21 protein-coding genes and 1 pseudogene are annotated in these 22,266 nt (G+C 61.1%); 10 read left to right on the top strand and 12 right to left on the bottom strand.

What is annotated here, in order from left to right; genetic code table 11:
- Window positions 1-131: 131 nt before the first annotated feature.
- The 4 genes from pncA to CAF73_RS04090 all read right to left on the bottom strand — a co-directional run bounded on the left by pncA (window position 132) and on the right by CAF73_RS04090 (window position 2,645).
- Window positions 132-758 (bottom strand): bifunctional nicotinamidase/pyrazinamidase, encoded by a 627-nt coding sequence (gene pncA / locus CAF73_RS04075; RefSeq protein ID WP_085702014.1) that lies wholly within the window; start codon window positions 756-758, stop codon window positions 132-134.
- A gap of 50 nt (window positions 759-808) precedes the next feature.
- Window positions 809-1,567 carry an anti-sigma factor gene (locus CAF73_RS04080; RefSeq protein WP_085702015.1) on the bottom strand — a complete coding sequence of 253 codons (759 nt, stop codon included), beginning with the start codon at window positions 1,565-1,567 and terminating at the stop codon, window positions 809-811.
- Window positions 1,564-2,049 (bottom strand): sigma-70 family RNA polymerase sigma factor, encoded by a 486-nt coding sequence (locus CAF73_RS04085; RefSeq protein WP_139834807.1) that lies wholly within the window; start codon window positions 2,047-2,049, stop codon window positions 1,564-1,566. Before CAF73_RS04085 ends, CAF73_RS04080 begins: the two co-directional genes overlap by 4 nt.
- Window positions 2,050-2,111: 62 nt before the next feature.
- The gene (locus tag CAF73_RS04090; protein ID WP_085702016.1) at window positions 2,112-2,645 is read right to left on the bottom strand and encodes a tetratricopeptide repeat protein; all 534 of its coding nucleotides are present in this window, start codon (window positions 2,643-2,645) and stop codon (window positions 2,112-2,114) included.
- 158 nt (window positions 2,646-2,803) lie between these two features.
- On the opposite strand from CAF73_RS04090, the gene CAF73_RS04095 reads away from it, so the two are divergent.
- The 3 genes from CAF73_RS04095 to nudC all read left to right on the top strand — a co-directional run bounded on the left by CAF73_RS04095 (window position 2,804) and on the right by nudC (window position 5,309).
- On the top strand, window positions 2,804-3,577 hold the full coding sequence (locus CAF73_RS04095) for a class I SAM-dependent methyltransferase (protein ID WP_085696054.1): 774 nt from the start codon (window positions 2,804-2,806) through the stop codon (window positions 3,575-3,577).
- Between the two features lie 82 nt (window positions 3,578-3,659).
- The gene (locus CAF73_RS04100) at window positions 3,660-4,472 is read left to right on the top strand and encodes a crotonase/enoyl-CoA hydratase family protein (protein ID WP_011334292.1); all 813 of its coding nucleotides are present in this window, start codon (window positions 3,660-3,662) and stop codon (window positions 4,470-4,472) included.
- Between the two features lie 6 nt (window positions 4,473-4,478).
- Entirely contained in the window at window positions 4,479-5,309 is an 831-nt protein-coding gene (gene nudC / locus CAF73_RS04105; RefSeq protein ID WP_085696056.1) for an NAD(+) diphosphatase, read from the top strand.
- Here the strand turns inward: nudC and CAF73_RS04110 are convergent.
- From CAF73_RS04110 to CAF73_RS04120, 3 genes are all read right to left on the bottom strand, one after another.
- Window positions 5,277-6,056: a TSUP family transporter gene (locus CAF73_RS04110; RefSeq protein ID WP_085696057.1), complete on the bottom strand. Its 780-nt coding sequence runs from the start codon at window positions 6,054-6,056 to the stop codon at window positions 5,277-5,279. The genes nudC and CAF73_RS04110 overlap by 33 nt on opposite strands.
- Before the next feature lie 843 nt (window positions 6,057-6,899).
- Window positions 6,900-7,379, bottom strand: a complete 480-nt coding sequence (locus CAF73_RS04115; protein ID WP_085696059.1) for a nuclear transport factor 2 family protein — start codon at window positions 7,377-7,379, stop codon at window positions 6,900-6,902.
- A gap of 53 nt (window positions 7,380-7,432) precedes the next feature.
- Window positions 7,433-7,999, bottom strand: coding sequence for a TetR/AcrR family transcriptional regulator (locus CAF73_RS04120; RefSeq protein WP_085696060.1), 567 nt, complete (start codon window positions 7,997-7,999; stop codon window positions 7,433-7,435).
- A 268-nt stretch (window positions 8,000-8,267) separates the two neighbouring features.
- Here CAF73_RS04120 and pssA point away from each other — a divergent pair, with 268 nt between their 5' ends.
- Window positions 8,268-9,611 carry a CDP-diacylglycerol--serine O-phosphatidyltransferase gene (gene pssA, locus CAF73_RS04125; RefSeq protein ID WP_085696061.1) on the top strand — a complete coding sequence of 448 codons (1,344 nt, stop codon included), beginning with the start codon at window positions 8,268-8,270 and terminating at the stop codon, window positions 9,609-9,611.
- A gap of 150 nt (window positions 9,612-9,761) precedes the next feature.
- Here pssA and efeO (CAF73_RS04130) read toward each other — a convergent pair whose 3' ends face one another.
- The 4 genes and pseudogenes from efeO (CAF73_RS04130) to efeU form a co-directional block, all read right to left on the bottom strand.
- Entirely contained in the window at window positions 9,762-10,586 is an 825-nt protein-coding gene (gene efeO / locus CAF73_RS04130; protein WP_085702017.1) for an iron uptake system protein EfeO, read from the bottom strand.
- Between the two features lie 20 nt (window positions 10,587-10,606).
- Window positions 10,607-11,903 (bottom strand): annotated as a pseudogene (gene efeB / locus CAF73_RS04135) (iron uptake transporter deferrochelatase/peroxidase subunit).
- A 17-nt stretch (window positions 11,904-11,920) separates the two neighbouring features.
- On the bottom strand, window positions 11,921-13,120 hold the full coding sequence (efeO, locus tag CAF73_RS04140; protein WP_085702018.1) for an iron uptake system protein EfeO: 1,200 nt from the start codon (window positions 13,118-13,120) through the stop codon (window positions 11,921-11,923).
- Between the two features lie 8 nt (window positions 13,121-13,128).
- Window positions 13,129-13,968: an iron uptake transporter permease EfeU gene (gene efeU, locus CAF73_RS04145; protein WP_085696065.1), complete on the bottom strand. Its 840-nt coding sequence runs from the start codon at window positions 13,966-13,968 to the stop codon at window positions 13,129-13,131.
- A 180-nt stretch (window positions 13,969-14,148) separates the two neighbouring features.
- On the opposite strand from efeU, the gene CAF73_RS04150 reads away from it, so the two are divergent.
- From CAF73_RS04150 to CAF73_RS04175, 6 genes are all read left to right on the top strand, one after another.
- Entirely contained in the window at window positions 14,149-15,162 is a 1,014-nt protein-coding gene (locus tag CAF73_RS04150; protein WP_085696066.1) for an AraC family transcriptional regulator, read from the top strand.
- 268 nt (window positions 15,163-15,430) lie between these two features.
- Complete coding sequence (locus CAF73_RS04155; RefSeq protein ID WP_085702019.1) at window positions 15,431-17,095, top strand: AMP-binding protein; 1,665 nt, start codon at window positions 15,431-15,433, stop codon at window positions 17,093-17,095.
- A gap of 16 nt (window positions 17,096-17,111) precedes the next feature.
- Window positions 17,112-17,873 carry an SDR family NAD(P)-dependent oxidoreductase gene (locus CAF73_RS04160; protein WP_085702020.1) on the top strand — a complete coding sequence of 254 codons (762 nt, stop codon included), beginning with the start codon at window positions 17,112-17,114 and terminating at the stop codon, window positions 17,871-17,873.
- Between the two features lie 12 nt (window positions 17,874-17,885).
- Window positions 17,886-19,076, top strand: a complete 1,191-nt coding sequence (locus CAF73_RS04165; protein ID WP_085702021.1) for an acetyl-CoA C-acyltransferase — start codon at window positions 17,886-17,888, stop codon at window positions 19,074-19,076.
- Between the two features lie 20 nt (window positions 19,077-19,096).
- Window positions 19,097-20,224, top strand: a complete 1,128-nt coding sequence (locus CAF73_RS04170; RefSeq protein WP_085702022.1) for an acyl-CoA dehydrogenase — start codon at window positions 19,097-19,099, stop codon at window positions 20,222-20,224.
- A gap of 14 nt (window positions 20,225-20,238) precedes the next feature.
- Window positions 20,239-21,012 carry an enoyl-CoA hydratase gene (locus CAF73_RS04175; RefSeq protein WP_085696071.1) on the top strand — a complete coding sequence of 258 codons (774 nt, stop codon included), beginning with the start codon at window positions 20,239-20,241 and terminating at the stop codon, window positions 21,010-21,012.
- Window positions 21,013-21,112: 100 nt separating this feature from the next.
- Here the strand turns inward: CAF73_RS04175 and CAF73_RS04180 are convergent, their stop codons facing one another.
- Window positions 21,113-22,264: an acyl-CoA dehydrogenase family protein gene (locus CAF73_RS04180; RefSeq protein WP_039768643.1), complete on the bottom strand. Its 1,152-nt coding sequence runs from the start codon at window positions 22,262-22,264 to the stop codon at window positions 21,113-21,115.
- Window positions 22,265-22,266: the final 2 nt, after the last annotated feature.

The following is a 22,266-nucleotide window of genomic DNA, read 5'->3' on the forward strand; positions in this document are numbered from 1 at the left end:
TTCCCACCCAGAGCGCTGATCGTTCCCACGCTCTGCGTGGGAATGCCGCCTAGGACGCTCCGCGTCCTTTGTGACGCAGAGCGTCACCGTATGCATTCCCACGCGGAGCGTGGGAACGATCAGCAAGTCGGTCAAAGCAGTTCAGTCGACTGGATCAATCCGACCCCGGCTACCTGCATCCGCTCGATCGCGGTCGCCCGCGAGCCATTCAAATCAATGGCCCGGCACGCATCCAGCACTACAAAGGTGTTAAACCCCGCCGCCCGTGCATCCAGCGCAGAGAACATCACGCAGAAATCCAGCGCCAGGCCGACCATGTACACCGTGTCGATGCCGCGCTCCTTCAGATAACCGGCCAGACCCGTGGTCGTTACGCGATCCGCTTCCAGAAACGCCGAATAGCTGTCGATGTCCGGGTTGCAACCCTTGCGGATGATCAACTGCGCGTGGGGCAGGTCGAGTCCCGAATGAAACTCGGCACCGCGTGAGCCCTGAATGCAGTGATCCGGCCACAGCGTCTGCTCGCCATACGGCAGTTGAATCAGGTCATAGGGTTGGCGGCCGGGATGACTGGAGGCAAACGAAGCATGTCCGGCCGGGTGCCAGTCCTGGGAAATGACCACTTGCTTGAACTGCCCGGCCAGCCGGTTGATCAGCGGCACGATCAAATCACCTTCGGGCACGGCCAACTGGCCACCGGGAATGAAGTCGTTCTGCACGTCGATGACCAGCAGGGCTGTGCGTGGCGAAATCGGCATAAATCCATCCTTCTTGGAAACTCACCCGGGCAGCATAGTGAAAAAAATCTTTAACCGTTGAGCCGGGTCTTAAACATTTTCGCCATGTCTTCCAGTTCGGAAGCCGGGTGATGGCCGATCAGCATCCAGGCGTGTTCGCGTTCGGTCCAGTACACCACGTTCATTGCGTGCCGACGTTCATGGGCCAGCGGCTGGCTGCCGCTGTTGGTGCGCGTGACGCACAGCGCCAGCGGGCCGTGGGTGGCGTCGAGCCAGGTCATCTGGGCGATGGGCACGCCGTCGTATTCAAGGAGCTGCGCGCGTTTGAACTGCGCGCCGGGCAGTTTCAGTTTCGCCGGCGACAGGCTTACGCCCAGCCGCGCATCGACGGTTCGCAACTGTGCCAGTTGCGAGGCTTCATCAGTGGGCAGATGTTCGAGGGTCTGCGGCACATACAGCGCCATGTAATCACCCACCAGCTCGCGCCAGTTGTGCGATTGCTGTGTCTGCCAGGCCAGAAACAAGCGGTCCGCCGCGATACCTGCGAGCGCTACGCCCGCTGCCGCTGCGCCGATGAACCAGCGGCGGCTGAAACCGGGTTTTTGCGGTGACGGCGCGGCGTCGAGTCGGGCCTGCAAGCGATCAAGCGGCGCCTGTTGCGCCAGTTCGTCGTAGGCAGCCTTGAATGGCAGGCTGCTGCGGCTCAGCCATTGCACCCGCAAACTCAGCAACGGATCGTCGGCAATGAGGCTGTCGAGGTGGCTGCGCTGTTCTCGGTCCAGTTCATCGTCCAGATACGCCACCAGTTGCTCGTCGGAAGGCGTATTCATTGCCGGTCTCCTGCGGGGCTGTTCGGTACCGCTTGCAACGGCGGGTATTCGGCCAGTTTCAGGCGCGCGGTGGCCAGGCGACTCATGACCGTGCCGATCGGCACTTGCAGGATCTCGGCGACTTCGCGGTAGGACAGGCCTTCAACGTAGGCCAGATATACCGTTTCGCGCTGGGTTTCCGGCAGCGCATCGACCCGGCGGATTATCTGCGCTGCCATGACGTGGGTCTGCGCGGCGTATTCGCCGTCGAATGCCAGCTGGCTGTCGGCGTCCACTACGCCCTGACCCTGGCGCACCCGGCGGGCGCGCACTTCGTTAAGCCAGATCGAATGCAGAATGCTTAGCAGCCAGCGGTCCATGCGCGTGCCGGCTACGTACTGGCCCGAACGCTCGAGCGCCCGCACGCAGGTGGCTTGCACCAGATCCTCGGCCACGTGCCGGTTGCGCGACAGCAGCAAGCCGTAACGCCACAGGCGTGCCAAGTGTTGCCCGAGTTCGGCTCTGAAGGCCTGATCGCTGAAAATGTTCGCCTCCGCGTGTCGTGTCAGGTTTTCGATGAGTCGTTGATGGCTTCGGCCAGGTCCCGGTATTCCTCGCAGCTCGTGCCGCAAATCTTCCGGATGTGCTGCAACTGCTCCTGCGCCAGATCGACGCGGCCCTTGATCACATAGGCTTCGCCCAGGTACTCGCGGACTTGCGCGTACTGCGGATCAAGCTTGACCGATTGCAGGTAATAACCGATGCCTTCGTCGGTGCGCCCCAGTTTTCGCGTGGCATAACCGCGATAGTTGAGGGCCTTGGCGGTATTCGGTTGTTCCAGCGTGTCGAGCAGGGCCAGGGCTTCTTCATAACGTCCGGCCTTGGCCAGACGGTAGGCGTAATCGGTCCGGTCGGCGTCGGGCACCAGACGGCTGGTCTGCATCACGCACTTCTGGGTTTTGGTATCGAACACTTGGCCTTTGGGGCAGTTGGGTTTCTGCACCGGCGCCTCTTCATCGCCATTGGCGAAGGCGAGGGGGCTCGCGAAAACGGCGGCCACCAGCAACGGGGCGGCGAACATAACGGAACGGATAGTCATGGGCAAGGCTCCACAGAGAGGCATGTTTTACTTTGAACACCGCAAGGTGAAAATTTATTCATTGCTTTGTCAGGCTTTGTTAAAGGAAAGCCCTTTTTCCGGCGTTACGCTCGTCAGCATTCGTTGTCGATCTGCAGTTCTACCATGGGAGTTTGGCCATGAAAGATCAGGTTCACCACTCGGCCGCCAGCGGCTACAAAACCGCCGCCGACACCTACGTCAAAGGCCGGCCCGACTATCCGCCGGCCGTCAGTGAATGGCTGATGGGCACACTGGGCCTTGATGGCCACAAGACCGTTATCGACCTCGGCGCCGGCACCGGCAAATTCACCGGACGGCTGGTGGCGACCGGTGCCCAGGTAATCGCCGTCGAACCGGTGGCGCAGATGCTGGAAAAACTGTCACTGGCGTGGCCGCAGGTGCTGGCTGTCAGCGGTACGGCAACGGATTTGCCGCTGCCCGATGCCTCGGTGGATGCGGTGGTCTGCGCGCAGGCCTTTCACTGGTTTGCCAGTACCGAGGCGCTGGATGAAATCGCCCGGGTCCTCAAACCGGGCGGCAAACTGGGTTTGATCTGGAACCTGCGCGACATCCGGGTCGACTGGGTGCCCAAGCTGGACGCCATCGTCAATGCGCTGGAGGGCGACACGCCGCGCTTTTACACCGGCGAATGGCGCAAGGCCTTTCCCCATACGGCGTTCGGGCCCTTGCAAGCCCAGCACTTTCAGCATGGCCATACCGGCTCGCCGGAAGATGTGATTTTCAACCGGGTGCGTTCCACCAGTTTCATTGCCGCACTGAGCGACCAGCAGCGCGCGAGGATTGACGAGCAGATTGCAGAGCTGATTGCCGGCGAGCCGCTGCTGCGGGGCAGGGACGTGGTAACAGTGCCCTATGAGACGGCGGCCTTCGTTGCAGTGAAGAACGGCTAGAGTCCCGCATTTGGCCGAACCGCCGTGCTGATGCCTTGTTATAGTTCGGGCCTCATTTCCAGCCCGGTAAAGGATTTCTGCCATGACTCAATACACCGCCTTCAGCGTCGAACTGGCCGACAACATCGCCCATGTGCAGATCAATCGTCCGGAAAAGATCAACTCGATGAACGCCGCGTTCTGGAGCGAAATCGTCGAAGTGTTCCAGTGGATCGACGACACCGACGAAGTGCGGGTGGTGGTGCTCAGCGGCGCCGGCAAACACTTTTCCTCGGGCATCGACCTGATGATGCTGGCCGGCGTGGCCAATGAGCTGGGCAAGGATGTCGGGCGCAATGCACGCCTGTTGCGCAAGAAGATCCTGACCCTGCAGGCATCCTTCAATGCGGTCGACAATTGCCGCAAACCGGTGCTCGCGGCGATCCAGGGTTACTGCCTGGGCGGCGCCATCGACCTGATCGCCGCCTGCGACATGCGCTACGCCGCCGAGGACGCGCAATTCTCGATCAAGGAAATCGACATCGGCATGGCCGCGGACGTCGGCACCCTGCAACGGTTGCCACGGATCATTGGTGACGGCATGCTGCGTGAGCTGGCTTACACCGGTCGCACGTTTGGCGCCGAAGAAGCGCGCAGCATCGGTCTGGTCAATCGCGTCTACAGCGACAAGGACGGTCTGATCGAAGGCGTGATGGACATTGCCCGGGACATCGCCGGCAAGTCGCCGATCGCGGTCACCGGCACCAAGGAAATGATCAGCTACATGCGCGACCATCGCATCGACGACGGTCTCGAGTACGTTGCCACCTGGAACGCTGCCATGCTGCAATCCAACGATTTGCGCGTGGCCATGGCCGCCCATATGAGCAAACAGAAACCCGAATTTCTGGATTGAGAAACCATGACATCTCGCTGGACCACTGCAGTACTGGACACCGATCAACCCGGCGGCTGGGCCGTGGCGCGCAGCCCCGAGGGTTTCCTGTTCGACGACAACGGCGCGCTGTTCCCTCGGGAATGGCTCAAGCGTCAGGAATTGTCGATCCTGGCCGAGCACGGTATCGGTCATCTCGATGGCGAACCGGTGTATCTGCTGGAACTGCGCAGCACCAGCGAGGTGCCGGGTTGCAACTGGAAAGGCCTGCGGGCGTTCATGCTCGACGGCGATCACACGATCTACAAGGTGCTGGGCTACGCCGCGCAAATCGGGACATGGGCGCGCGAACACCGTTTCTGCGGCAATTGCGGTCAGGCCATGATCCAGGTGCCACGGGAGCGGGCGATGTATTGCCAACCGTGCGATCTGCGCAGCTATCCGCGAATTTCGCCGAGCATGATCGTGCTGGTGACCCGTGGCGATGAAGTGCTGCTGGCGCGTTCACCGCGTTTCGTCACCGGGGTCTACAGCACGCTGGCGGGGTTTGCCGAGCCTGGGGAATCGGCTGAGGATTGCCTGATCCGCGAGGTGCGCGAAGAAGTCAGCATCGAAGTGAAGAACATCCAGTACATGGGCAGCCAGTGCTGGCCGTTTCCGCATTCGATGATGCTCGGCTTCCATGCCGAATACGCCGGTGGCGAGATTGTCTGCCAGGAAGACGAGATCGAGGACGCCCAGTGGTTCAACGTGCACGATCTGCCGCCGTTGCCGGCGTCCAAATCGATTGCACGTTACCTGATCGACGTCTATGTGGCGCGGCGCTTAGGCCACGCTGAACCAGTGCTGCCAGGCTAGACGCACGGTCAACCCCAGCACCACGGTGATGAACACCGGACGAATGAACTTGGCGCCGCCGCTGATCGCGGTGCGCGCCCCGAAGAATGCGCCGACCATCACCGACAGGCCCATGCTCAGGCCGATGATCCAGTCCACCTGCCCGGAAAACATGAACACCGACAGCGCCGCAATGTTGCTGACGAAGTTCATGCTGCGCGCCACGCCGCTGGCCTTGACCAGATCGATCGGGTACAGCAGCAGACTGCTGACGGTCCAGAACGCGCCCGTGCCGGGGCCGGCCACGCCGTCGTAGAAACCGAGGCTGAAGCCTTGGGTCGATTGCCATTTCTTCTTGATCGGTGCGTCGCTGTCCAGCGGCGCTTTCGGCGTACCGCCAAACAACAGGTACAGGCCGCAGGCGAAGACGATCACCGGCAGCATCTTGTTCAACCATTCGGCGGGCAGGTAATGGGCGACGATGGCGCCGGTCAGCGCACCGACCAGCGTGCCGACAATCGCGTGCATCCATTGTTTGGGGTGGAACAGCTTGCGGCGGTAGAAGGTGAAACTGGCGGTGGCCGAACCGAAGGTCGAACTCAGCTTGTTGGTACCCAGCACCAGATGCGGCGGCAAACCGGCGGTAAGCAACGCGGGCGTGGTCAACAGACCGCCGCCGCCAGCGATGGCATCGATGAATCCGGCAATGAAAGCGACAAGGGCCAGAATGGCCAGAGTGGTGAGGTCAACGCTGAGTTCGAAAGGCATGGAATCGGCTTATTCGGCAGGGCAGGGACGGGCGGTCATCATAGCTGTAACACTGGTTCATCGCGAATGGGATCCTCAATCATCCAGCGGCGCCTGAAGGGAGTTGTTACACCACCGAGAGCCAGACATTGCCGATGAAGAACGGCCCTTTGTTGCCAAAGGGATTGCTGGGAATGGCGAAGACAATGTCCAACCATTCGAAGCCCGGTCGAATCATGCCATTGAGCGTAATCGTTCTTGTTTTTGGATCGACATATTCCGACCCTGACCAGATTTCTGCTTCACCAGTGCTGCGGTTGGTCGCCCAAAGCGTGTAGACGATAAATGCGTGAACCAGTGGATTGGAAGCTTTGCCGCTATCGGTGATGTGAAACCGTCGATCCTTGGTGTTTTGCAGCGGGACAGCCTCGGGCGCCTGAACATTGAATGTTAAAGCGAATGCACCGGGCTGAATGGGGAAGGGCCGGTTGCCAGATTCTGCCCCTGGTTTCTACCGCCGACCAAACGTGCGACATAGTTACCGTTGTGGTGTACGACAGACATAGGCGTGTCGTAATTTCGTGGAATCCAGTGACTAAAGTCACCGGTGCCGAAATCACCGTTTGGGATCAGATTATTTTGCGTCATATCAGTTGCTCATTGTCATGGGTAGAAGAGAGGGCGGTCGTCCAACCGGCCACGTTCGTTGCATGACAATGATTTGATGAATTTGCAGTTGTCACTACTGTCATTACTGACAGTCCACAAGTACCTTTTGCGATAAAAACAACGGGCTTTTGTTGTTTTGGGGAAAGCACGAAATGGAAGCATCCTTGCTTCCATCTTGAGTGGCGGGCTCCGTGATTACAGACCCAGTTCAGACAACCCCGGATGATCATCCGGACGCCGGCCCAGTGGCCAGTGGAACTTGCGTTCGCTTTCCTTGATCGGCATGTCGTTGATGCAGGCGTAACGCTGGAACATCAGGCCGTGCTCGTCGAATTCCCAGTTTTCGTTGCCATAGGAGCGGAACCAGTTGCCCGAGTCGTCGCGCCACTCGTAGGCGTAGCGCACGGCGATGCGGGTGTCGGAGTAAGCCCAGAGTTCCTTGATCAGGCGGTAATCCAGTTCCTTGGCCCATTTGCGGGTCAGAAATGCCTTGGCTTCTTCGCGGTTGTTGGCGAATTCGGCGCGGTTGCGCCATTTGGTGTCCAGGGTATAGGCCAGCGACACGCGATGCGGGTCGCGGGAGTTCCAGCCATCCTCGGCCAGACGAACTTTTTCAATGGCCGATTCACGATTGAAGGGTGGCAATGGCGGACGAACTTCGGCTGCAGTAGACATGTTTGTCTCCGGATCTATTAAAAGTTAAACAACGTGTCAGGCTTATTAAGGCGTTACAGCTCCAATAACTTTCGCGCCATGCATTGCGCATTATCGGCGGCACTGTGATCACCCATCACAAGCGCTACGGTAATGGCGCCATCAATCAGGATCAGCAACTGCTTGGCCAACAGTTGCGGTTCCTCGGCACCATGTTCGGTACACAGCTCGCACAGGTAGTCGAGCAGCTTTTGTTTGTGGTCCTTGGCGACCAGGCGGACCGGATCCTCGGGATCGCCCGTCTCTCCGCTGGTGTTGATGAAGGCACAGCCTCGAAAGCCTTCCGAGGCGAACCAGGCCTTGAGCACGGTAAACAGGTTGAGCAGGCGATCCGCCGGGGTTTCAGCCTGATCGACGGCGCTTCTGTACCAGTGCATCCAGCGCACATCGCGGCGCTGCAGGGCGGCGACGGTCAACTCCTCCTTGTTGGCGAAGTAGCGGTAGATACTCTTTCTGGAAACACCGGCGGTTTTCACCAGTAGATCCATGCCGGTGGCGGCGATGCCACTTTTGTAGATCAACTTTTCGGTGACATCCAGAATGATGTCTCGGGTCGTGTTGTTGCTTGTGATTTCGTTCATGTGGTGGACAGTAGAACGATTGTTCTCCTTGGTCAAGCAGTTATTTCTATTGTTCTTGCTTTGATCGTTCCCACGCTCCGCGTGGGAATGCAGCCCGGGACGCTCCGCGTCCCTTCCAGAGCTGGAACGCGGAGCGTCCTTGAGGCATTCCCACGCAGAGCGTGGGAACGATCAACGATCAGTCAAGTCATTACAGACACTCACAAGACCCGAAGGAGTTGATGGTGTAAGCTCTCGGGTTCTTCGGATTCGACCCATTGCGAGCCCTATGCCGTTGCTTTTCAAACGCTCTCTGCTGCCCAAACTGCGCAGCTTTCCGCTGACCGCCGAGGCCGTGACGATCCTGCCCGGCGCCGCCGATTTCCGCCGTTGCCTGCTGGAGAAAATCGCCCAGGCGACCCAGCGCATCTACCTCGTCGCGCTCTATCTGCAAAACGACGAAGCCGGCCAGGAAATCCTTGATGCCTTGCACGCCGCCAAACTCAAGCGCCCAGAGCTCGAGATCGCGGTGGTCGTCGACTGGCTGCGGGCCCAACGCGGCTTGATCGGCGCCGGCAAACAGCCGGGCAACTCGGCGTGGTATCAGGAAATGACCCGCACCCACCAGAGCGAGGTGCCGATCTATGGCGTGCCGGTGCAGACCCGCGAGCTGTTCGGCGTGCTGCACCTCAAAGGCTTCGTGATCGACGATTGCGTGGTCTACAGCGGTGCGAGCCTGAACAACGTTTACCTGCACAAATTCGACAAGTACCGGTTCGACCGTTATCACGTGCTGCAAAGCCGCGAACTGGCGGACTCGATGCACCATCTGGTCAAGCATGGCCTGATCGAATCGAAAGCGGTGCACCGCCTCGACCTGCCGAACCTGCCGACCACTCGCAGCTTGCGCAACGACATCGGCGATCTGCGCAGCCGTCTCAAATATGCGGCGTACGACACCAGTGCCGGCAGCACGGCGCATACCGGCCTGTCGGTCAGCCCGTTGCTGGGTGTGGGCAAGAACAACCCGCTGAACCGGGTGATTCTGGAGCTGATCGCCAGCGCGCAGAAGCAACTGACCATCTGCACGCCGTACTTCAACCTGCCGCTGGGGGTGATCCGCGAGATCAACCGGGCGCTGGCGCGCGGCGTGAAGATCGACATCGTGGTCGGCGACAAGACCGCCAACGACTTCTACATCCCGCCGAGCGAGCCGTTCAAGGTGATTGCCGCGCTGCCGTATTTGTACGAGATCAGCCTGCGCCGTTTCGCCAAGCGGCATCAGCGCAACATCGACAGCGGCCAGTTGAACCTGCACCTGTGGCGTGAAGGCGACAACAGCTATCACCTCAAGGGCATGTGGATCGACCAGCGCTACACATTGCTGACCGGCAATAACCTCAACCCGCGGGCGTTCCGTCTCGATCTGGAAAACGCCTTGCTGATCGATGACCCGAAAGGCGAGTGGTTGGAACCGCGCCGGCTGGAGCTGGAAAACATCTTCGAACACACCACGCGGATCGCACGTTTTCAGGACTTGGAAGCCTTGCCGGATTACCCGGCCGGGGTCGCCAAGTTCCTCAAGCGCGTGAGCCGGGTGCGGGTGGAGCGGTTGCTCTATCGCATTCTGTAAGGCACAGAATTTTCAGCGCCGCTAGAAATGCCTTCGCGAGCAAGCTCGCTCCCACATTGGATCTTCGCTGAGCACAATTTCTGTGTTCAACAAAGACTTGGTGTGGGAGCGAGCTTGCTCGCGAAAGGGGTAGAACAGGCGCTACAAGTCTCAGTTCAGACCGAGCTTGCCACGCAAGGTCGACAGGTCTTCGGCCAGGGTATTGACCGGGCCCACCAGCGCCTTGCGATCGTTGTCCTTCACTTTGTCATAGGTCTCGAAACCACCGTCCCTGGTCCTGTACTTGGCCAGGATCTTGTCCACGGTGGCGAAGTTCTTGTCGACTTTGGCGACGAAGGCCTTGTCCTGCTTCTCGATCTGCGGACGGAACAGGTCGACGATTTTCTTCGCGCCGTCGATGTTGCCCTGGAAGTCGTACAAGTCGGTGTGGCTGTAACGGTCTTCTTCACCGGAAATCTTGGTCGCAGCGACTTCTTCGAGCAGCGCAGCGGCGCCACCGACGACTTTTTCCGGCGGGAAGGTCAGACTGGCGACGCGGGTTTGCAGGTCCTTCACGTCCTTGTTCAGGCCATCGGCCAGAGCGTCCAGATCCTTGGTGCTCTTTTCCGAGAACAACGAGTATTCGATGCGGTGGAAACCGGTGAAGTCTTCGGCTTTCACGCCTTTCTCGTGGTCGTCGACGCGGGAGTCGATGGAGGCGTCGAGGTCACTGAACAACTCGGCAATCGGCTCGATCGACTCGTAGTAGACGCGGGTTGGCGCGTAGAGCTTTTGCGCGGTGGTCAGGTCGCCTTTCTTCACGGCGTCGGTGAACTGCTGGGTGTGGCTGGCCAGTTCATCCAGTTGTTCGGTGACATAGATTTTGTAGTCCGACACCGGCCCCACCAGGTCCAGTGGCGCGGTCGCGGCGAACGCCGACAGCGGGATGTTGAGCAAACCAAGGGTCAGCAATAACGCGAGTGGTGTCTTTTTCATGGGGCGGCTCCTGTTGAATGCTATGCAGTTGTTTTTGGTTGAGTAGCGTTGAGCAGCGAGCGACCGATGAAGTCCTTGTCGCCCGTGACACCCGGCAGAGTGAAGAAGTAACCGCCTCCGGCAGGCTTGAGGTATTCCTCCAGCGGCTCGCCATTGAGGCGGGTCTGCACGGTGATGAAGCCTTTTTCCAGGTCGGCCTGGTAACAGATGAACAGCAGGCCCATGTCGAGCTGGCCGTTCTTGTTCACGCCGTTGGAGTAGTTGAACGGCCGGCGCAGGATCAGGTTGGCCTGGCTCGCGGCGGTGCGCGGGTTGGCCAGGCGGATGTGCGCGTCTAGCTTGGTCAGCTTGCCTTGCGGGTCCTTGCTGTAATCCGGCACTTCGGTTTCATGGCTGGCGCCCATCGGCGCGCCGGTGGTTTTCACTCGGCCGATGATGCTTTCCTGTTCCTGCAACGGCGTGCGGTCCCAGCGTTCGACGAAGTTGCGGATGATCCGCACCGCCTGATAACTGCCGTGGGCCGCCCAGGCTGGTTCGTCACTGCCCGGTTGCACCCAGACGATGCGGTCCATGGCTTTGCCGTCGTTGGAATCCGGGTTGGCCGAACCGTCGCGGAAACCGAGGAAGTTACGCGCCGATTGCGCCGGCACACCGGGCTTGGCCGGTGCTTGCGGCGGCACGCTGCCTTCCTGTTTCCAGCGCACCAGCAGCAGATCCGGCAGGTTCTTCACGATGTCGCGCAGGGCGTGGATATTGGTGTCGGCGGTGTTGGAACAGAACTGCAGGCTCAGGTCGCCGTGGCAGCAATCGGCTTCCAGCGCGTCGTTGGGGAAACCGACCATGCGCACCAGGCGCTTGGGTTTGGCGGACGCAAGACCAAAGCGCTCATCGAACAATGATTCGCCGACAGACACGGTGATGGTCAGGTTGTCCGGCGTCACCACCGGGCCGAGGATGCCGGAATCCGGCGGTGGCAACTTCGGATCGATCTGCGCCACCGGGCCGCCCTTCATCAGGAACGATGCGCTCGTTGAGGGTACGGAACAGCCGCTCCAGGTCTTCACGGTCGCTGGCCAGCACATCGAACGACACCAGCATGCCGGACGCCGGGCGCGGGGTGACGATGCCGCTCTGGTGTACGCCATGAAAGTCGTGGTGATCCTGGGTCTTGTCGCTGCTCGGCGCTTCGGTGACTTGCGCAGGCGCGGCGGCCATTGCCGGGCAGCTCAACGCCGTGCCGGCCAGTGCGACACCGGCGGCGCCCATCCCCATCAATACGCGGCGACGTTGCAGGTTGAAATGTTCGGAGTCGTTCATCGGTATTCGTCTTCTGCTTACAGGCCGGAGAGGCCGAGGGCGGGATCAATGGCGTCGAGGGCGTCGGCCAGGGCCTTGGCCTTGTCGGCGATCTGCTTGCGTTGCTCACCGTTGACGGTGTCGTAACTGGCGTAGCCGTCCTTGACCTTGAAACCGTTCAGCGTGGTATCGAAATCAGCCATCGCGCTGTCGATTTTCGGCAGCAGGTCAGCGGCGGATTTGCTCAGCAGCGGGCGCAACAGTTCGACGACTTTGTGCGCGGTTTCCTGATTGGCCGTGAAGCCGTTGAGATCGCTGTGGCTGTAGCGTTCCTCTTCGCCGCTGGCGGCGCGCACGTCGGCGAGGGTGTTGAGGTTGCGCACGACGATTTCCACCAGTTGCTCCGGCGGCAGCGACTGGGCCAGCAGCTGTTGTTTCAACGTGGTGACGTTGTCGAGCAGGCCTTGGGCAATGGGCGTCAGGCCGTCGAGTTTGCGTTGCTGGAACAGCGCGTATTCAAGGCGATGGAAACCGACGAAGGCTGGATCCTGCTCGCGTTTCTCGAAGTAATCGGCGCGGGCGTTGATGCTGTTGTCCAGTTCGGCCAGGCGTTTAGCGGCGGGGGCCAGACGCTGATAGGCGACGCGGGCCGGCAAATACAGCGCCTGAGCCTGGGCCAGATCGCCGCTGTCGATGGCTTGATTCAGCGCCGTCACCGCTTTGATCAACGCGCTGCCCTGGCTAGCCAGGTACACGCGGAACTCCGACAACGGCCCGACGAAGGCAACCATCGGCGGCTTGGCCTTGGCGGCGGCATCCGACGCGGCGGTCGGTGTCACGTGCAGGGTGCCGCGCGGGTTGCTCAACAGACCGCAAGTGATGGCGTAGTCGCCGGGTTGCAGGTTGGCGTTGATCACCTGGCTCAGGCCCGGCGCAATGTTCTCGCGCTCTTCGATCACCAGCACGCCGTCGAGGATTTCCCATTCCACCGCCCGGTCGGAGCGGTTGACGATGCGGAAACTGGCGCGGCCGGCCGGCACCGTCAGGGCGTTCGGTTCGCAACTGTGGGGATGAATATTGACCACCACCTCGTCACGGTTGTGCTGACGTTTGGCGGCGGCCATTTTCGAGGCGTAGTAGAACAGGCCACCGGCGGCGATCATCACGACCACCGAACCGGCCACCGCCCAGCGCAAGGCGCGGGGAGGCGAGTTCTGAGGAATATCAGGCTTTGACATGAAGGCCCTTATTGGCTGGAAACGGAAGACGATTGGGCGGCAGGCTTGGGCGCCGGCATGAAAAACATCACCAGCGCCACCACCAGGTAAATCAGGTATGCGCCGAGGGTGCTGACGGTCGGCGCATCCTGATAACCGAACATGCCGGCCAGCACCGAGCCCAGCGGGCCGTCCATCGGCAGCGTCGCGCTGAAGTCGAAAAGCACGGTTTGCAGGTGATTCCAGACCCCGGCTTCATGCAGCGCCTGCACCGAGTTGGCGAGAATCCCGGCGGCGACCACGAGGATGAACAGCCCGGTCCAGCGGAAGAATGCCGAGAGGTTCAGGCGCATGCTGCCGCTGTAGATCAGGAAGCCGACAATGATTGCGAGGATCAGGCCGAGCAGGGCACCGATCGGCGCGGCCGGTCCTTCGCTTTGCTGGAACACGGCCAGCAGGAAGAACACGGTTTCCAGACCTTCCCGGGCCACGGCAAAGAACACCATGGCGATCAGGGCGATGACCTGATGTTTCGAAGCAGTCAGTGCGTGATCGAGAGAGGCTTGCAGCGAATGCTTGATCGAACGCGCCACCTTGCGCATCCAGAACACCATCGAACTGAGAATGCCCACGGCCACCAGCCCGACCACGCCTTCGAACAGTTCCTGCTGTTTTTGCGGGAATTCGGCACTGACCAGTTCCAGGCCGCCACCGACCAGCAACGCTAGTGCAGCAGCGAGAAACACCCCGATCCACACCGCCGGCATCCACTGTCCACGGCCGGTCTGTTGCAGGTAGCTGGCGATGATGCCAACGATCAGCGCGGCTTCGATGCCTTCGCGCAACATGATCAAAAAGGGAACGAGCATTCGACGATCACTGTGTAACGAAATGAGGTTACAAGTTGTAACATAATGAAAGTCATTCTCACATGGCATTCATTGACATTTACCTGAACCTCAGCTGAACGAGTCTGAACATCCACGACGTCCGGCCAGCTGCGCTAAGATGCCCGCCACTCGAACAACAACCAGGATTCAGCGCGTTCCATGTCGGAAAAAGACACCATCGCCATTCAACTGGTGCGCGAAGCACTGCTGCAAAGTTGTGCCCCGGGCGTGGCCACGGAAGAAGTCTTGAACAAGGTCGGGATCGATCCGGCGCTGCTGCCCACCGACGCGCGTGTGCCGGCCAGCCAGTACGCGCGGTTATGGCGCCTGTTGGCGCGGCGCGGCGATGATGAGTTTTTTGGCATGGACCCGCGCAAGCTGAAATCCGGCAGCCTGGAATTTCTTTGCCGCAGCGCCATGGCCCAGCCGAATCTGGCCGCAGGGCTTGGCGCGGGTTTGAATTTCCTGTCGCTGATGCTCGAACGCATGCCGGCGCAACTGGTGCGCCAGCAGAGCCTGGCGGAAATCGTGCTGCTGGAAGACGACCCACAACCGCGCCGCGCCTTCACCTATTTCACTTACTGGATGATCGTCCACGGCGTGGCGTGCTGGCTGGCGGGGCGGCGGATTCCGATCCTGGCTATCGAACTGCGCTGCCCGGCGCCGGATTTCTGCGATGACTATCGGGTGATGTTCTCGGAAAACCTGCGCTTCGACCGGCCACGCACGCGGATGATCTTCGCCGCCGAGGTGCTGGATCTGCCGATCAAGCGCAGTCCTGAGGAGTTGAAGCGCTTCCTGGCCCACGCCCCGGCCAACATTCTGGTCAAGTACCGCGACCCGGAAAGCCTTGCGAGCCGGATCAAGCAGGATCTGCGGCAGCTGGCCGCCGAACACTGGCCGGAAACCGATGCGCTCGCCCAGCAACTGTGCATGTCGGCCTCGACCCTGCGCCGGCGATTGGCGGAAGAAGGGCAGACCTATCAGGGCCTCAAGGACAGCGTGCGCAAGGAGCTGGCGATCACCTGGCTGGCGGAGCCTTCGATCAGTTTTGCCGAGATCGCCACGCGGTTGGGGTTTGCCGATGCCAGTTCGTTCTACAAGGCGTTTCGCAAGTGGTCGGGGACCAATCCTGGGCACTATCGCAGCTTGATTCTCAACGAGGCGGTCTGACCCACACCTCCCACCGTTGATTCTCGTTCCCACGCTCTGCGTGGGAATGCCTCAAGGGACGCTCCGCGTTCCAGCTCTGGAGGGGACGCGGAGCGTCCTGGGCTGCATTCCCACGCAGAGCGTGGGAACGATCAGTTGCAACCGGATTCTTGGCCAAACCAGTCATCCACTTTGAGGGCTTTGACCATTGCCGCAGCCGGCGTGCGGCGCGAGTATTCCTCTGTTGTTTACGGTTCCCCAACCTAATAAGAACAGAGGGATTCTGGCAATGCGCGATTACTTGTCTGCCACCGCACAGTTTGATTATCAGCACACCGTGGACGCCGCGCTCAGCGGCACGCTCGAGGCGCTCAACGCCTGCGTCGAATGTTGTGACCGGCACGCACTGCCGGGGCGCATCGCGCTGTTCTGGGAAGGCCGCGATGGCGCCAGTGCAACGTACACGTTCAGCGATCTGCAGGACAAAGCCGCGCGGTTCGCCAATTTCCTTCTGGCTCAGGGCGTGCAGAAGGGTGACAAGGTCGCCGGCCTGCTGCCGCGCAATATCGAATTGCTGATCACCGTGTTCGCCACCTGGCGCATCGGCGCGGTGTATCAACCGCTGTTCACTGCGTTCGGCCCTAAAGCCCTTGAGCATCGCCTGAACAGTTCCGGTGCCAAAGTCGTGGTCACCGATGCGGTCAACCGGCCGAAACTCGCCGAAGTCGCCGACTGCCCGACGCTGGTCACCGTCGGCGGTCCGAAAGGCCAGGGCATCGTCCGTGGCGATTTCAGTTTCTGGGCCGAGCTGGCCAACCATTCCAATATCTGCGAACCGGTCATGCTGACCGGCGAAGACCCGTTCCTGCTGATGTTCACCTCGGGCACCACTGGCCCGTCGAAAGCGCTGTCGGTGCCGCTCAAGGCGATCGTCGCGTTCCAGAGCTACACCCGCGATGCCGTGGATCTGCGCCCGGAAGATGCGTTCTGGAACGTCGCCGATCCGGGTTGGGCCTACGGCATCTATTTCGGCGTCACCGGCCCGTTGTCGATGGGCCATCCGATCACGTTCTACGATGGCCCGTTCACCCTCGAAAGCACTTGCCGGGTGATCAACAAGTACGGCATCACCAACCTCACCGGTTCGCCCACCGCGTATCGTCTGCTGATTGCCGGCGGCGACGAGTTCGCCAAATCGATCAAGGGCAAGCTGCGCATCGTCAGCAGCGCCGGCGAGCCGCTGAACCCGGAAGTGATTCGCTGGTTCGCCGACAATCTCGGCGTGGTCATTCACGATCACTACGGCCAGACCGAGCTGGGCATGGTGCTGTGCAACCACCACGGCCTCGAACACCCGATCCACCTTGGCGCCGCCGGTTTCGCCTCGCCGGGCCATCGCATCGTGGTGCTCGACGAACAGAACAACGAACTCGGCGTCGGCCAGCCCGGCATTCTCGCCATCGACCGCACACAGTCGCCGATGTGCTGGTTCGCCGGTTACGAAGGCGTACCGACCAAGGCCTTCGTCGGCGATTACTACCTGAGCGGCGACACCGTCGAGTGGAACCCGGACGGCAGCATCAGCTTCGTCGGTCGCAGCGATGATGTGATTACCACGTCCGGCTACCGGGTCGGCCCGTTCGACGTGGAAAGCGCACTGATCGAACACCCGGCCGTGGTGGAAGCCGCAGTGGTCGGCAAACCCGATCCGGAGCGCACTGAGCTGGTCAAAGCCTTTGTCGTGCTCAACCCGCAATATCGGGCCGAACCGGCGTTGGCCGAAGAACTGCGCCAACACGTGCGCAAACGTCTGGCCGCGCATTCGTACCCCCGTGAAATCGAATTTGTCAGCGAGTTGCCGAAAACCCCGAGCGGCAAATTGCAGCGCTTTATCTTGCGCAATCAGGAAATCGCCAAGGCTCAAGAGGCTGCGGCGCACAACGTTTCAGCTTGAATCCAAGGAAACTGTCATGCAGATCGAGAACAAGGTTTTTATCGTCACCGGCGGCGCATCCGGCCTGGGTGCCGCCACCGCTGAATTGCTGGTCAACGCCGGCGCCAAAGTGATGCTGGTGGACATGAACGCCGACGCCGTTGCCGCCCAGGCCCAGCGCCTCGGCGCGCAAAGCGTGGTGGCAGACATCAGCAACGAAGCTGCCGCCGAAGCCGCCGTGCAGGCGACCGTTAAAGCCTTCGGCAGCCTGCACGGTCTGGTGAACTGCGCCGGCATCGTTCGTGGCGAAAAGATCCTCGGCAAGAACGGCCCGCATGCCTTGTCCAGCTTCGCTCAGGTGATCAACGTCAACCTGATCGGCAGCTTCAATATGCTGCGCCTGGCGGCGGCAGCGATTGCCGAAAGCGAAGCCAACGCCGATGGTGAGCGCGGTGTGATCATCAACACCGCCTCCGTTGCGGCGTTCGATGGCCAGATCGGTCAGGCCGCGTATTCCGCGTCCAAAGGCGCCATCGCCAGCCTGACCCTGCCTGCCGCCCGCGAGCTGGCGCGCTTCGGTATCCGCGTGATGACCATCGCTCCGGGCATTTTCGAGACCCCGATGATGGCCGGCATGACCCCGGAAGTGCGCGACTCGCTGGCCGCCGGCGTGCCGTTCCCGCCGCGCTTGGGCAAACCTGCCGAGTACGCTGCGCTGGTGCGGCATATCATTGAAAACAGCATGCTCAACGGCGAGGTGATCCGTCTCGACGGTGCCTTGCGCATGGCCGCCAAGTAAGGAGGATTTTCCATGACCATTTCCAACGATCCGATTGTCATCGTCAGCGCTGTCCGCACCCCGATGGGCGGTTTCCAGGGCGAACTGAAAAGCCTGACCGCGCCGCAACTGGGCGCCGCTGCAATCAAGGCTGCGGTTGAGCGCGCGGGTATTGCCGCCGACGCGGTCGATGAAGTGCTGTTCGGCTGCGTACTGCCGGCCGGTCTCGGTCAGGCGCCTGCGCGTCAGGCTGCACTGGGCGCCGGGCTGGATAAATCCACCCGTTGCACCACCGTCAACAAAATGTGCGGCTCGGGCATGGAAACCGCCATTCTGGCCCACGACATGCTGCTGGCCGGCAGCGCCGATGTGGTGATCGCCGGCGGCATGGAAAGCATGTCCAACGCGCCATACCTGCTGGACCGGGCCCGTGCCGGTTACCGCATGGGTCACGGCCGGGTGCTCGATTCGATGTTCCTCGACGGCCTCGAAGACGCCTACGACAAGGGCCGCCTGATGGGCACCTTCGCCGAGGACTGCGCCGAAACCAACGACTTCAGCCGTGAGGCTCAGGACGCCTTCGCCATCGCCTCGACCACCCGCGCCCAGCAAGCGATCAAGGACGGCAGCTTCAAGGCCGAGATCGTCCCGCTGACTGTCACCGTCGGCAAGGAACAAGTGGTGATCAGCAATGACGAGCAGCCACCGAAAGCCAAACTGGACAAGATTGCCTCGCTGAAACCGGCGTTCCGTGAGGGCGGCACCGTGACCGCGGCCAACTCCAGCTCGATCTCTGACGGCGCCGCCGCACTGGTGCTGATGCGTCAGTCGCAAGCGCAGAAACAGGGGCTGAAACCGCTGGCGGTGATTCACGGCCACGCAGCTTTCGCTGACACCCCGGGCCTGTTCCCGGTGGCACCGATTGGCGCGATCAAGAAGCTGATGAAGAAAACCGGCTGGTCGCTGGATCAGGTCGATCTGTTCGAAGTCAACGAAGCCTTCGCCGTGGTCGGCATGGCGGCGATGACCCATCTGGAAATCCCCCACGACAAACTCAACATCCACGGCGGCGCCTGCGCCCTGGGCCATCCGATCGGTGCCTCCGGCGCGCGGATTCTGGTGACCTTGCTCTCGGCCCTGCGCCAGAAAGGCCTGAAACGCGGCGTCGCGGCGATCTGCATCGGCGGCGGCGAAGCCACGGCGATGGCCGTCGAGTGCGTCTGAACCCGAGTTAAGGATTTGCCATGATTCCCAACGATGACCAACAACAAATCCGCGACATGGCCCGGCAGTTTGCCGAGGAACGGCTGAAACCGTTTGCTGCCGAGTGGGACCGCGAGCATCGCTTCCCGAAAGAAGCCATCGGCGAAATGGCCGAACTGGGCTTCTTCGGCATGCTGGTGCCGGAGCAGTGGGGCGGTTGCGACACCGGTTACCTGGCCTACGCCATGGCCCTGGAAGAAATCGCCGCCGGCGACGGTGCCTGCTCGACCATCATGAGCGTGCACAACTCGGTGGGTTGCGTGCCGATCCTAAAGTTCGGCAACGACGACCAGCGCGAGCGCTTCCTCAAACCGCTGGCCAGCGGCGAGATGCTCGGTGCTTTCGCGTTGACCGAACCCCAGGCCGGTTCCGATGCCAGCAGCCTGAAAACCCGGGCACGCCTTGAAGGCGATCACTACGTGCTCAACGGTTGCAAACAGTTCATTACCTCCGGGCAGAACGCCGGGGTCGTGATCGTGTTTGCGGTCACCGACCCGAGTGCCGGCAAGCGCGGGATCAGCGCCTTCATCGTTCCGACCGACTCGCCGGGCTACAAAGTCGCCCGGGTTGAAGACAAGCTCGGCCAGCATGCCTCGGACACCTGCCAGATCCTGTTCGAAGACGTGAAAGTGCCGGTGGCCAACCGTTTGGGCGAGGAGGGCGAGGGCTACAAGATCGCCCTGGCCAACCTCGAAGGCGGCCGCGTCGGCATCGCTTCGCAAGCGGTGGGCATGGCCCGCGCCGCGTTCGAAGCTGCCCGTGATTACGCCCGCGAGCGCGATAGCTTCGGCAAGCCGATCATCGAGCATCAGGCTGTGGCGTTCCGCCTGGCGGACATGGCGACCCAGGTCGCCGTGGCGCGGCAGATGGTGCTCTACGCCGCCGCCCTGCGTGACAGCGGTCAGCCGGCGCTGGTCGAAGCATCGATGGCCAAACTGTTCGCCTCGGAAATGGCCGAGAAGGTCTGCTCCATGGCCTTGCAAACCCTCGGCGGTTACGGTTACCTCAACGACTTCCCGCTGGAGCGCATCTACCGCGACGTGCGGGTCTGCCAGATCTACGAAGGCACCAGCGACATTCAGCGCATGGTCATTTCGCGCAATCTTTGAGAAGGAATCTGCACATGAGTTACGAAACGATCTTGCTGGAAACCCATGGCCGCGTCGGCCTGATCACCCTCAATCGCCCGCAGGCGCTGAATGCCCTCAACGCGCAACTGGTCAGCGAAGTGAACCGCGCGCTCGATGGTTTCGAAGCTGACGCAAACATTGGTTGCATCGTCATCACCGGCTCGACCAAAGCCTTTGCCGCCGGCGCCGACATCAAGGAAATGGCTGATCTGACCTACCCACAGATCTACATGGACGACCTGTTCAGCGACAGCGACCGCGTGGCTAATCGCCGCAAACCAATCATCGCTGCGGTCAACGGTTTTGCTCTCGGCGGCGGCTGTGAACTGGCGCTGATGTGCGACTTCATCCTGGCTGGCGACAACGCCAGGTTTGGCCAGCCGGAAATCAACCTCGGCGTGCTGCCGGGCATGGGCGGCACCCAGCGCCTGACCCGCGCTGTAGGCAAGGCCAAAGCGATGGAGATGTGCCTGAGCGGACGTTTGATCGACGCGGTGGAAGCCGAGCGTTGCGGCATCGTCGCGCGCATCGTGCCGAGTGCCGAGTTGCTGGATGAAGCGCTGAAAGTCGCAGCGGTGATCGCCAGCAAATCGTTGCCGATTGCGATGATGGTCAAGGAAAGCGTCAACCGCGCGTTCGAAGTGAACCTGACTGAAGGCGTGCGTTTCGAGCGTCGGGTGTTCCATGCGGCATTTGCGACGCAGGATCAGAAGGAAGGCATGGCGGCGTTTGTGGCCAAGCGGTCGCCGGAGTTCCAGGGCAAGTAACGCGGCGTATTCACTGACGCCATCGCTGGCAAGCCAGCTCCCACATTGGATCTGAGGTTTACACCAATCCCTGTGGGAGCAGAGCTTGCTCGCGAAGCTTTTAGAGCTGGTAGTTCTTCAACTCTCGCGCAATCACCATCCGCTGTATTTCGCTGGACCCTTCATAAATCTGGGTAATCCGCGCATCCCGGTAATACTTCTCCACCGGGTAATCCTCCAGATACCCGTACCCGCCATGAATCTGAATCGCTGACGAGCACACCTTCTCAGCCATTTCCGAAGCAAACAGCTTGGCCTGCGAAGCCTCCGACAGACACGGCTTACCCGCTGTTCTCAGTCGCGCGGCGTGCAGAATCATCAAGCGTGCCGCGTTGATCTGCATCTGCATGTCCGCCAGCAGATTGGCGATGCTCTGATGTTCGACAATGGCCTTGCCGAACTGCACCCGATCACGGGCGTAACCCAGCGCCGCTTCGAATGCCGCACGGGCGATGCCCAATGCTTGCGCGGCAATGCCGATGCGTCCGCCTTCCAGGTTGGAGAGGGCAATCGCCAAACCTTTACCGCGTTCACCCAACAGATTTGCTTCAGGAATGCTGCAATTGTTCAGCGTCACCGCGCAGGTGTCGGAGGCGCGGATACCCATCTTGTGTTCGGTGCGGTCGACGATGAAACCCGGCGTATCGGTCGGCACCAGAAACGCCGAGATGCCGCGCTTGCCGAGATCCGGATCGGTCACCGCAAACACGATTGCCAGTTTCGCCCGCTTGCCGTTGCTGACAAATTGCTTGGCGCCGTTGATCACCCATTGCCCGTCGCGCAGTTCGGCGCGGGTGCGCAAGTTGTGCGCTTCGGAGCCGGCCTGGGGTTCGGTCAGGCAGAAGCAGCCGATCACTGCGCCGCTGGCCAAATCGGCCAGCCAGGTCTGTTTCTGTTCTTCGCTGCCGTAATTGAGCACCGGCCCACAACCCACCGAGTTGTGAATGCTCATGAACGCGCCGGTCGCGCCGTCACCGGCGGAAATTTCTTCCACCGCCAGCGCATAAGCCACGTAGTCGACGTAAGTGCCGCCCCATTCTTCCGGCACTACCATGCCCAGCAGGCCGAGTTCACCCATCTTCGCCACCAGACCGTCATCGATCCAGCCGGCCTTTTCCCAGGCTTGCGCGTGTGGCGCGATTTCGCCACGGGCAAAGTCCCGGGCCATGTCGCGGATCATTACCTGGTCTTCAGTCAATTCGAGATCGTGCATGG

The sequence above is a fragment of the Pseudomonas sp. B15(2017) genome (genome assembly GCF_002113215.1).
Lineage (GTDB): Bacteria > Pseudomonadota > Gammaproteobacteria > Pseudomonadales > Pseudomonadaceae > Aquipseudomonas.

Coding starts and splice junctions, on each gene's coding strand:
- nudC (WP_085696056.1), top strand. CDS start 4,479: ATGACATCTCGCTGGACCACTGCAGTACTGGACACCGATCAACCCGGC.
- CAF73_RS04175 (WP_085696071.1), top strand. CDS start 20,239: ATGAGTTACGAAACGATCTTGCTGGAAACCCATGGCCGCGTCGGCCTG.
- efeU (WP_085696065.1), bottom strand. CDS start 13,968: ATGCTCGTTCCCTTTTTGATCATGTTGCGCGAAGGCATCGAAGCCGCG.
- CAF73_RS04090 (WP_085702016.1), bottom strand. CDS start 2,645: ATGACTATCCGTTCCGTTATGTTCGCCGCCCCGTTGCTGGTGGCCGCC.
- pssA (WP_085696061.1), top strand. CDS start 8,268: ATGCCGTTGCTTTTCAAACGCTCTCTGCTGCCCAAACTGCGCAGCTTT.
- CAF73_RS04165 (WP_085702021.1), top strand. CDS start 17,886: ATGACCATTTCCAACGATCCGATTGTCATCGTCAGCGCTGTCCGCACC.
- pncA (WP_085702014.1), bottom strand. CDS start 758: ATGCCGATTTCGCCACGCACAGCCCTGCTGGTCATCGACGTGCAGAAC.
- CAF73_RS04180 (WP_039768643.1), bottom strand. CDS start 22,264: ATGCACGATCTCGAATTGACTGAAGACCAGGTAATGATCCGCGACATG.
- CAF73_RS04160 (WP_085702020.1), top strand. CDS start 17,112: ATGCAGATCGAGAACAAGGTTTTTATCGTCACCGGCGGCGCATCCGGC.
- CAF73_RS04110 (WP_085696057.1), bottom strand. CDS start 6,056: ATGCCTTTCGAACTCAGCGTTGACCTCACCACTCTGGCCATTCTGGCC.
- CAF73_RS04155 (WP_085702019.1), top strand. CDS start 15,431: ATGCGCGATTACTTGTCTGCCACCGCACAGTTTGATTATCAGCACACC.
- CAF73_RS04080 (WP_085702015.1), bottom strand. CDS start 1,567: ATGAATACGCCTTCCGACGAGCAACTGGTGGCGTATCTGGACGATGAA.
- CAF73_RS04115 (WP_085696059.1), bottom strand. CDS start 7,379: ATGTCTACTGCAGCCGAAGTTCGTCCGCCATTGCCACCCTTCAATCGT.
- CAF73_RS04100 (WP_011334292.1), top strand. CDS start 3,660: ATGACTCAATACACCGCCTTCAGCGTCGAACTGGCCGACAACATCGCC.
- efeO (WP_085702018.1), bottom strand. CDS start 13,120: ATGTCAAAGCCTGATATTCCTCAGAACTCGCCTCCCCGCGCCTTGCGC.
- CAF73_RS04170 (WP_085702022.1), top strand. CDS start 19,097: ATGATTCCCAACGATGACCAACAACAAATCCGCGACATGGCCCGGCAG.
- CAF73_RS04150 (WP_085696066.1), top strand. CDS start 14,149: ATGTCGGAAAAAGACACCATCGCCATTCAACTGGTGCGCGAAGCACTG.
- CAF73_RS04095 (WP_085696054.1), top strand. CDS start 2,804: ATGAAAGATCAGGTTCACCACTCGGCCGCCAGCGGCTACAAAACCGCC.
- CAF73_RS04120 (WP_085696060.1), bottom strand. CDS start 7,999: ATGAACGAAATCACAAGCAACAACACGACCCGAGACATCATTCTGGAT.
- efeO (WP_085702017.1), bottom strand. CDS start 10,586: ATGAAAAAGACACCACTCGCGTTATTGCTGACCCTTGGTTTGCTCAAC.